Source organism: Vreelandella rituensis (genome assembly GCF_003336665.1).
Lineage (GTDB): Bacteria > Pseudomonadota > Gammaproteobacteria > Pseudomonadales > Halomonadaceae > Vreelandella > Vreelandella rituensis.
Window position 1 is genome coordinate 1 of the sequence record NZ_QPIJ01000083.1, and the last position, 10269, is coordinate 10269.

The window sequence follows — 10269 nt, forward strand, 5'->3', positions numbered from 1 at the left end:
CATGGCCTGGAACATCAAGCGGATGCACCGCCTGACCACAGGGTAAGGGGCGCCCCTTACCCTGATAGCACGCGCTGTAGGGGCCAAGAGACGGCACAAGACAAGGCTGTAGAAGGCGAAAACGCCTTTCCAACCGCAGGATTGCTTACCCTGCGGAAAAACCAACGAAGGGACGCTGCTTCTGCGATTCGCGCCCCTTAATCCGACAGACTGCTAGAGGCGTGGCGAGGCCGTGCGCTTGGGCAGCGGTGTCGAAGTCAGCGAGGGTACAGCCAGGCTCAACATACCCTCGATGAAGTTCCTGATCGATGTCTACTTTCTTCATTAGCGAGAGGTCGATCATCACGCCATCGTCACAGACCGCATTGCCGGCAATGTTGTGACCACCTCCGCGTATGGAGAAGGGCAAGTTGTGTTGGCGAACGAAGTTTAGGGAATGAACCACATCGGCAGGTGAAGTGCAGCGGGTAATCATGGAGGGCCTGCGATCAATCATGGCATTCCAGATCTGACGCACTTCATCGTATTGAGGATCTTCAGGAAGAATCACACTTCCCGCGAAATCGGCCTTGAACTCCTTTATTGCGGTTTGCGAAAGCTGGCTCATGACGACCACCGTTGAAGGCTCGGGAAGCGTAGAAAACGCCGCCGAGCAGAGGAAGTAAGGAATACGCCCAGGCTGGCGATTAGCCTCATACCTCACTGCGATCTCATGATTGGCATTTCGTCAGTCTACAATCACAGTATAGTCAGGTCTGTCAACAAACCCTCTTATTTCTTGTTCGTGGGTGCATTCAACGCTGGCGCCCCATTTCTCCAGTATTGCAGCAGCAGCTTTCAGACCAGCGGCACATTTCGACTTGTCGTGAATCCGTGTTTCGAAGGTCGTCATGGTGACCTCTTGCAGGTTGTGTGTCTTTAAACACAAAAATAGTAAATAAGCATCTCAGGACACAGTGCGCCTGGGTAGGTAAGAGACGCTTATTGCAGAACGCAGTGTCCACTGTTGCTGAGTAAGATCACCCTTCCTTTCCGCCACAAGGCGGCAGCACAAGCTGAGGGAGGAGAGGATGTCAAAGTGGTATCCCTCAAGGCAGGTCGCTTGTAGGCCGTGTGTGGTGGTTAAGGTACTGGTTATTGGCTTTTAACCTAAAGAAATATAAGTAAAAGTCGATACCAAAGGACCCTCGGATGAATTGCATTCACCCGAGGGTCCTTTGACGAAAAAAGTATCCAAAATAGGATAAAAAATGAGAAACGTGACTCTAAAAACACTTCTGACCATTCTGTTGCTGATCATGGTCAGCATGACAGCGATTATCGGTACAGTGTCAATCCGTGGTGAGCTAGGACTTAACCGTGATATCAACGAATTATCGGAAATCAGTGTCGATCAAGCCAATGCGGCTAACCGCATGGAGTCCAATCTCCTGGAGATGCGGCTGCGCATGTCGCGTTACGAGGAATTTTCTCGGCGCGGCGAAGATGAGATGGCAACCCTCGCGTTAAACCAGACACAAGAGAGTCTGGGGCGTGGCGTGGATTGGTTCGAAGAATTTCGTGACATCCCCGTTGATGCTTCTCATCGTCGCTTTCCCTACGTCGAAGCCGTAATTGACGGTTACAACGAGTTCGTCACCCCAGGGGTGATGAATGCCATCGCGGAGGGCGATGTCGCGGCAATGCGCCAGGAGCGCCAACGGTTTGACAGCATCGGGCCGGCATTTTCGGAAAACGTGCGGGCTTTTGCGGGCTTCGCGGAGGAGCGTGCCGCCGAAATGCAGGCCGCTGCCACTCGCAGCGTACAGCAAACCATTATCCTGACAGCGGTGCTCCTGCTGATGGCTGTCCTGTTGACTTTTGGTGCTTACGTCGGCATGCAGAAACTACTAGTAGCACCACTGCGACGTGCTGGTAATGTCTGCGCCCAGATCGCCAAAGGGGATCTCACCAACCATATCGAGGTGCGTGGTCGTAACGAGATCAGCGCCCTGAGCCAGTCGCTTCAGGCGATGCAAACCCGCCTTGTGGATATCATCGGCTTGCTGCGTCAGAGCGGTGATCAAGTGTCACACAGCTCCCGTGAGATCGCGGCTGGCAGTGAGGATCTGGCGACCCGTACCGAAGAGCAGGCCTCTGCTCTACAGGAAACAGCCACCAGCATGGAAGAGATGAACTCAACCATCCGCCAGACCAGCGAGTCCGCCACCTCGGCCAGCCGTCTCAGTGAAGAAGCGGTCGATAAGGCGACAGAGTCTCGTGAAGCCGTTATCCGCACCACGCAGCTGATGGAAACCATGGAAGCCAGTTCGCGTCGTGTGCAAGACATCATCGGCACCATCGAAGGTATCGCCTTCCAGACCAATATTCTGGCCCTGAATGCGTCAGTCGAGGCCGCCAGAGCCGGTGAGCATGGCCGCGGCTTCGCGGTGGTCGCCGGAGAGGTACGTAAGCTGGCGGCCAATTCCGCCGAATCCTCCAAGGAGATCCGCACCATCATCCTGGAAATCACCCAGAATATTGCGGCCGGCGCCGAGCAATCGGGCCAGACACTGGATGAAATGGACGTCACTATGCAGGCGATCCAGAAGGTCACGGCCATGATGCAGGAGATCCAGAATGCCGTGCAAGAACAGGAGAACGGTATCAGCCAGGTGACGATAGCCGTCAATCAGATGGACAGTGCCACCCAGCAGAACGTCTCGCTGGTCGAGCAGACCAGCACGTCTGCGGCGTCGCTGGAAGACGAGGCCGTCCGTCTGGCAGAGCTTGTGGGTACCTTCCGGCTCGTGGAAGGTGGTAAATCTTCACCCGCTCCGCTTTCTCAACGAAGGGTGAGAGCCGAGGTATCAACCACTACCGGCTCAAGAGACGTTCAGAAGCGTCAACAGGCTCACAATGCTAAAACCATCGACGGCTCAACATCAGGAGGTGAGAACCAAACACGCCGGCAGGGTCAGAGTGAGCTCGAAGAGTGGGAAGCTTTCTAAAACCTTAAAGGCCATGTAGCTTGGAGGCGTCCGGGTGGCGCCTCTGTGACTTGGCGGGCTGCCAGGTGCCGAACTCTTGGTTACAGCACCGCTAACAGACAGCCATTCTGATCAGATTACGATCCGTTATGGTGCAGTGATGGCCAGTGATTTCCGCCTCTGAGCTGCCCATACGCCGGTGCCGGTTAGCGGCTGAACGCCAATCCCGGACGTACTTCTGACAGAGCTACCGGATCACCTGACGAATGCGCTAGCTGATAACCTTGCAGGCATCAACAGGCTTTATCCTCCCTGAAAGTTTACCTTCACGGCCATAACTGCCTGATGTTCTACACTTTGGTGACTTTCACCCCATAATCTGCAGGGTTGACGGTATCCTCGAGCTTGCCGATCTGTGAGAAGTCATTTTTGGTGATTACGCTGCTGATGTTGGTGTCGGGAAAACGCAGGTTCTTGACGACATGCACCTGACTTGGCATGCCCTTGCCGTCGATATCCATGACCCAGGCGAGAAAGCCCCCCGAGAACTTCGCCAAGCTGCCGATCGGGTACAGGCCATACCTCTGGATGTATTCCACCAGCACCGTTTTGTCATAGGCCGTGTCCGCCTCATGAACCCAGCGGTAAGCATCAAGCTGCGAGTGGGGTGGTACGCCATTACACGCATGTGCCAGTTTGTTGATTGCCTTGATCACCGCAATCAGCCGAATCAGATCCGTGAGCTGTTCGCCGCGCTTACCCGCCGGATAACCGGAGCCGTCAGCACGCTCATTGGCATTCTCTATTATATCGCGGCAGGTGGGGCTCGGTTCCCAACCCAGCTCACTCAGTTTCCTGAGCAATGCCGCGACATGCCCCCTGAGGATCGCCTTCTGTGTCGGGTTCATGTTCACCTTGAGTGACGGTAACTGTGGGCTTATCAGTAGTGGCTTGCCCATGGTGTGCAGCAGGGCGCCCAGCACGGCCTCTCGCGCCTGGGGGTCATGTGGGTTGCGGGATATGATGAAGTCGGCTAACTGGCCGGCAACCTGGACAGCATGCCTGACCCAGTTCGGCTCATCCCGCAGAAACGACAGGGCATACAGGAAAGCCTTGCGGTCCTGTTCCAACAGGTAGCGTAGGGTGTCGACGCAATCGTAGAAGATCTCGCTGGGAAACAGGTTGTGGCTCTTTATGTGCATCAGGCCTATCTGGAGCTGATGAGCTACCTCCATCACACCGCACTCCATGGGCGTCTGGCGAGCACGCTTCTCGCGCTCCTGAGCTTCTCGCTGCAGAATCTTATTCTCTTTGGCGCCAGGGATGAACAGCGGCGAGTGTTCGGTGATCTTGTGGTTGGAGCCGGCACGGTAGGCGGCCTCTCGCTCCGCTTCATTGACGTATCGGAACAGGGCCTCTGTCTGAGCAGTCGTCAGGTTGATGAATTGAACGCCGACAGCTGCATGGCCATGGTTACCGAAAGGGCGGATATGGCGAACCCTGCCTTCAGCGAAGAAGCTCTCGCTGTTGGGAAACTCCAGCGTCACGCCGTGGATGTCTTGATCCACGCTGATTGCAATACTCTCCGCCAGGTCGATGTCGACCATGCAGCCACCGGCCGACAGGTTAATCAGTCGGCCCGGTACACTGAGCTCATGCAGGTAGACTTCGAGGCTGACTCGGGCCTGCATGCCGAGGATAAAGGGTATGCGGACCGCACCCCGACTCTCCGTGACGAAGACCGACTCCGGGAGCTGGCACTCCAGGCGATACACTTCTCTGTCGATCTTGAGCAGCTTGGCGCTGACGTTACTGAGGCTGTAGGTCACGCGCTCGATGGCCTGCGGTCCCTTCAGCGACTCCAGATCGAAGCTCAGGCCACCGCTACCCAGGTAGCGTTCGATATCCGAGCCGGCATACGCCACCTCCAGCACCAGGCGGCCGGTACTCAGATCCAGTTCCGTGACTTCCGCCTTCAGGGGATAGAACATGTCCTTGGTATACACTGACAGCTCATGTGCGTGCTGGAGCAGCGAGCGAATCACGTTCGCCGAGGGGTTTTCGTACGGAGCGGGAACAACCATTCGAGCCACCTTGCATGCGTCAATGTATTTTATTCAAAAAATCAAATGCTTATTTTTTATGTCTTAAGTAGCAATTTACATGCATTTTCCTTGGCAGGTAATCGCTTTGGCAGGAAATTCCCGTTCTTGGGTGGCCTGCGGACCCTTGGCTATACCTATCGCGCCTCAAACCGCCTGCCAATGCGCCTGGTTCCGCCCCGCCTTCTTGGCGGCGTAGAGTCCCTGATCGGCACGTTTGATGGCAGGCTTCAGCGAGGTTTCCCCAGCGCTGACCAGGGTCACGCCCAGGGAGGCGGTATAGAATAACCAGCCGTCTTCAGTGACGTCATGAGCGACATCCACCGGTGAAGTTTCCAGCGCCGTGCGCAACCGTTCGGCGACCTGCATTGCCTGAGCTGCGGAGGTGGTGGGGAGCAGAGCGGCAAATTCCTCGCCGCCCATCCGGCACAGCACGTCCTCCTCGCGAAGCAATTTTTTGGCCTGGTTGGCGAAGGCTTGCAGGACGCAATCGCCCACGTCATGGCCGTAGGTGTCATTGATGCGCTTGAAACGGTCCAGGTCGATGGCGATCAGACTGAGTGGTTCCCCACTGCGCTTCGCTCGGGCGATTTGCATGGCCGCCTGGTCCTCCAGATAACGCCGGTTGCCGAGTCCCGTCAACGGATCGGTCATGGCCTGACGCGCCAGTGTCTCCTCCAGCTGCTTGCGTTCGCTGAGGTCGAAGACCATGGCACGAGAGTGCACGAAGCCGCGGCGCGTGGTGTAGGCGCTGGCCTGGATGACCACGGGAAGTGTTTCCCCGTGCCGGGTGAGCAGCTCGCACTCGGCCGAGCCTTCCTGATCCGGCCCGAGGACCCCCTGAAAGGCTTTCTCGAAGGCTTCACGCGTCTCGGGTGTGATGAAGTCCCGGTAGTGAGCCTTGCCGATCACCTCGTCGGCACGATAGCCCAGCCAGTCTAGCTCGGTACGATTCATCTTCACGATGTGGCCGTCGGCATCTAGTGAGTGATAACCGCAAGGAGCATGCTCATACAGATCGCGCACCTCTTTGGCGTACTGCTGAGCTTGCAGCTTCAGGACCCTCTGCCGATGGCTGCTCAAGGCCCAGAACACGCCGAAGACGATGGACAGGCCATACAGCAAGGTCATGATCAGTAGCGGGGCGAGATCCTGCGACAACAGTGTGCCGAGGCTGGGCTTGGGGAGCATGATGCCGAGTTGCCAGGGGTGATATCCCGGCAAGCTATGCACCATGCCGGCCTGGCTACGGTAGTTCTGGATGCGGATGTCTTCCGTCTGAAACAGCAGCAGGCGATCCCCGAGATCCGTCTGTCCGCGGTTGCGCCGCGAGAGTGCCTCCCAGGCATCAGGAAACTCGGCGGAGAAGCTTCTTCCTAAGCGCATTGGCCCTTGCGTGTCGGCCAGCAACCAGGTGCCACGGGCGTCCACCAACAGCGGCTGTGCCGCCTCGCCAACGGACATGGCATGGCGCATTCCGGCGGTCAGGTACTGCCAGTCCAGGCTGACCAGCAGCACGCCCTTGCGTTCGCCCTGGGCATCGAACACCGGTGTCGCAATGTTGACCACAGGCACGACGCCGCCGTCGGCATTTTCATATCGCAGGTTGCGCCCGGGGGGCGAGACATAGAGGTCGCGGGGCAACAGCGTCATGGCCTCCTGAAAATACGCGGTATCGGCATGCGAGGTCGCGAGGAGCTGCTGATGCCGCGGCTGGCCATGCCTGACATGCAGCAGCTCGCGTCCTTGCAGATCGATCAGGACCAGCTTGGTGTAGCGTCCATCGTGGGTCAACAGGGTGTCGAACAGTGACGCGAGCCGTTCAGCGGTGAGCTGCTGGGTATCGGCCTGATAGGGCGAGTGAGCTTTGCCCACTTGGCTGAGGTAACGCTTGAGCAGCGATATTTCAGCCGTGGCCAGGGCATGATTGAGGCTTTCGTTCATGCCGCGTTGAAGCGATTCGTGCCCGGCTTTCAGCATTGCCTGTGCGCTGCCTTGGGTTCCCTCGAGCCGGGCATCGAGGTGTGCCCGGAAGATCGGTGACAAGGTGGCCGTCACCAGGACGACCGGGACGACGATGGCCAAGACCAGACGAGTACGGAGGTTTTTCAGCGACATGGGTGGATCTCTAGGCAGAATAACGCGGACGCATTCCAAGAAAGTGGGCCGGGATAGAAAAAACGATTCTTCTGGAGAAAACGTTGGAGAAACATGCTGCCCATTGTCCAGCCAGGCGTGTCCTCGGACATTGTGAGTTCATCGAGATGCCTGGGACGCAGTGATTACGTTACGGTCATGGCCGGCAGGATGTCGGGCAGTCTCAGGAGGTCTTCCAACGGCATGGGCCTGGCGAAGAGAAAGCCCTGTAGCAGATCACAGTCGCGACGGATCAGGTCCTGTTGCTGCACCCGCTCCTCGATGCCTTCGGCGACCACCACCAGGTCCATGTGATGGGCCATGGTGATGATGCCCTGGACAATAGCGGCATTGCTGCGGCTGGTGAGGATGTCGCAGATGAAAGCGCGGTCCAGCTTGACTTTGTGAATCGGCAGATCGCGCAGGTAGCTGAGGCTGGAGAAGCCGGTACCGAAGTCGTCGATGGCGACTGTGATGTTCATCCCGCGCAGTGTGCTGATCATCTCGATGGCCTGTTCGGCCCCTCCCAACAGGATGCTCTCGGTCATTTCCAGTTCGAGAAGTTCGGGGGGCAACCCTGTCTCGTCCAGAATGTCTTGCACCTCATCGAGAAACCCGTCGCGGCGGAACTGTAACGACGAAATATTGACCGCCACCGGGAACAGTCGCTCGCCCCTGGCGCGCATGTCGGCAAGGCTCTGGCAGGCCTGTCGCAGCACCCAGCGGCCCAGGGGAATGATTTGGCCGGTTTGCTCGGCGATGGGAATGAAGACCCCGGGAGAGATCATGCCGTGTGTCGGATGGTGCCAGCGGACCAACGCCTCGACGCTGCGAATGCGGCCGCTGACCGCCTCGACCACGGGTTGATAGTAGAGCTCGAACTGGTTATCGCGTAGCGCCGTGTGGAGGTCATGACGCAGCAGCACGTGTTCGCTGGTAACCTGCTTGCCCTTTCCCTGGTACCACTGCCAGGTGTTGCGTCCCTGCTGTTTCGCCACTGCCAACGCCAGGTCGGCATGCTGCAGCAGTTCGTGGGCCTGCTGGACATCCTCGTCGCTGCAGGTCACCCCGATGCTGGTACTGATATGCAACGCGCAACCCTCGATATCGAACGAGCGCTCGAAGGCGGCGAGAACACGCTCGGCGGCAATGGCCACCTCCTCGCGGGTCGTACAGTTCGGCACCAGGAAGGCGAACTCGTCCCCGGTGAGACGCGCCAGGGTATCGTGGGGGCCGAGCAGCTGACGCAGGCGCTCGACGATGGCCACCAACAACTGATTGCCGGCGCGGTGTCCCAGACCCTCGTTGATCGCCTTGAACCCGTCCAGGTCGAGGTACATCACGGCCAGCAGGCGCTGGTTCCGTTGGCTCGACCGGAGGTCATGCTCGAGGCGGTCATCCAGGGCCGTTCGATTGGGTAGGCCGGTGAGCAGGTCATGGGTGGCCTGATAGGCAATCTTGGCCTCCTGGTTGCGCTCACGGGTGATGTCCTTCTGGGTACCGATGAAATGGGTGCAGTGGCCGGCCTCGTCGAGGACCGGGCTGATCGCCAGCCGATTCCAGAAGGGAATGCCATCCTTGCGGTAATTGAGCAGCGTGACCTGTACACCGGTATGCAACGCCAGAGCCTGTCGGATCGCTTCGATGGCTGCGGGGGCGGTCTCCTCGCCTTGCAAGAAGCGACAGTTTCTACCGAGCACCTCATCCCGGGCATACCCTGCCAGGCGACAGAAGGCCTCATTGGCATAGACGATCGGCATATCGCGCTGGGAGGCATCGGCCATCAGAATTCCCGTGGGACTGGCTTCGATGCCCCGTTGCAGCAGACGAAGCTCGGCTTCCTGCTGCTTGCGTGGGGTGATGTCCTGGCAGATGCCATAGACACCAACGATTGCGCCGTCAATGGTCACCGGGAATTTGGTGACCTCCAGGGGGTAGGTGTGACCATCGGCATAAGTGCCCAACGTCTCGTACTGGTGTGAAGCGCCGGCCCTGGCGGCATCGAAAGCCGCTTGGGTCAGCTCGCGATAGTCGGGAGCGATGAAGTCGTTGAAATGGCGATCGCTCAGGGCCCGTTCTGAGTAGCCGGTGATCCGTTCCAGCGCGGCATTGCCCCGCTGGAACCGGCCCTCAAGGTCTAACTCGTAGACCCCGTCGGGGTGATTCACGAACAGCGAGCGGTGCCACTCGGCCAGCGTTCGGTGGTGGCGGCTGTCGCGGTCCTTGATGATCGCCAGGGCGACCAGGGCGGCGGCCTGACGAAGCCATCGTCGACTCACCTCGCTGGGCGTGGCGGGTTCGCGATAATAGGTGCTGAATGTTCCCAGTAACTCATCCTGAGCGGTGACCACCGGGCTCGACCAGCAGGCACGGAGCTCCTCGACAAGGGCTGCGCTGCGAAAAGCCTCCCAGCGTGAATCCGTCTGGATATCCTCCGTGATGACCTGGCGTCGCAGGTAGGCGGCTGTCCCGAAGGAGGCCACGGCTGAACCAACGGGCACATTCTGGAGTCGCTCGAAATAGTGACGAGAGAAACGGTGGCTGGAATACAGGCTGAGGGAGCACCGCGCCGGGTCGAAGCGCATGAAGGCCACCACGGCACCAGGGAGCTTGAGACCGATCCAGTCGGCAATTGCATCCAGCGTCTTCTCCAGCGGCGCCTGCTGGGCGATCAGTTCGTGGATATCCTGCTGCCCTTCCAGCAAAGTAAGATCGTCGGTCACGCACGTGCCCCCATGTGATGTCCCCCTCTGACGTTGGTTGGAGGCTTGTGTATTAAGCGCATACTGAAGGAGGTGACCATGCTAAACAAGCCTGCTGTCAGCAAAACAAGGAAAGGCCCGTAACCAATTGAATTATAGTGTAATAAACGATGAAAGAACGGTGAAGGCGTGTCGCGTCGCTAGTCCCGCGTGCCGCAAAACGTTCAATTCCCTCACGGGGTTGACATCCTCCCCCACCTTCAGCGCTAGCGCGCTTGTGGAAGGGGATTCCCTGGTCGTTACCTCCCAGGTTCCTGCTTCGCTGTCCGTCGCCTCAATGCCTTGGCATTGCCGGTCTTA

General features: G+C 58.4%; 6 protein-coding genes. 1 reads left to right on the forward strand and 5 read right to left on the reverse strand.

Features of this window, described 5'->3' with window-relative positions; all coding sequences use genetic code 11:
- Positions 1-145 precede the first annotated feature (145 nt).
- Together DU506_RS19680 and DU506_RS21805 are read right to left on the reverse strand one after the other, a co-directional pair.
- Positions 146-607: an FAD-binding oxidoreductase gene (locus tag DU506_RS19680; protein ID WP_235825817.1), complete on the reverse strand. Its 462-nt coding sequence runs from the start codon at positions 605-607 to the stop codon at positions 146-148.
- 120 nt (positions 608-727) lie between these two features.
- Complete coding sequence (locus DU506_RS21805; protein ID WP_181870833.1) at positions 728-892, reverse strand: hypothetical protein; 165 nt, start codon at positions 890-892, stop codon at positions 728-730.
- A 358-nt stretch (positions 893-1250) separates the two neighbouring features.
- Here DU506_RS21805 and DU506_RS19685 point away from each other — a divergent pair, with 358 nt between their 5' ends.
- Entirely contained in the window at positions 1251-2990 is a 1740-nt protein-coding gene (locus DU506_RS19685; protein WP_114488566.1) for a methyl-accepting chemotaxis protein, read from the forward strand.
- A 329-nt stretch (positions 2991-3319) separates the two neighbouring features.
- On the opposite strand, the gene DU506_RS19690 is transcribed toward DU506_RS19685, so the two are convergent.
- The 3 genes from DU506_RS19690 to DU506_RS19700 all read right to left on the reverse strand — a co-directional run bounded on the left by DU506_RS19690 (position 3320) and on the right by DU506_RS19700 (position 9930).
- Positions 3320-5053: a PilZ domain-containing protein gene (locus tag DU506_RS19690; protein WP_114488567.1), complete on the reverse strand. Its 1734-nt coding sequence runs from the start codon at positions 5051-5053 to the stop codon at positions 3320-3322.
- Between the two features lie 165 nt (positions 5054-5218).
- Positions 5219-7189 (reverse strand): diguanylate cyclase, encoded by a 1971-nt coding sequence (locus DU506_RS19695; RefSeq protein ID WP_114488568.1) that lies wholly within the window; start codon positions 7187-7189, stop codon positions 5219-5221.
- A 164-nt stretch (positions 7190-7353) separates the two neighbouring features.
- Entirely contained in the window at positions 7354-9930 is a 2577-nt protein-coding gene (locus DU506_RS19700; RefSeq protein WP_181870834.1) for a bifunctional diguanylate cyclase/phosphodiesterase, read from the reverse strand.
- Between the last annotated feature and the right edge of the window lie 339 nt (positions 9931-10269).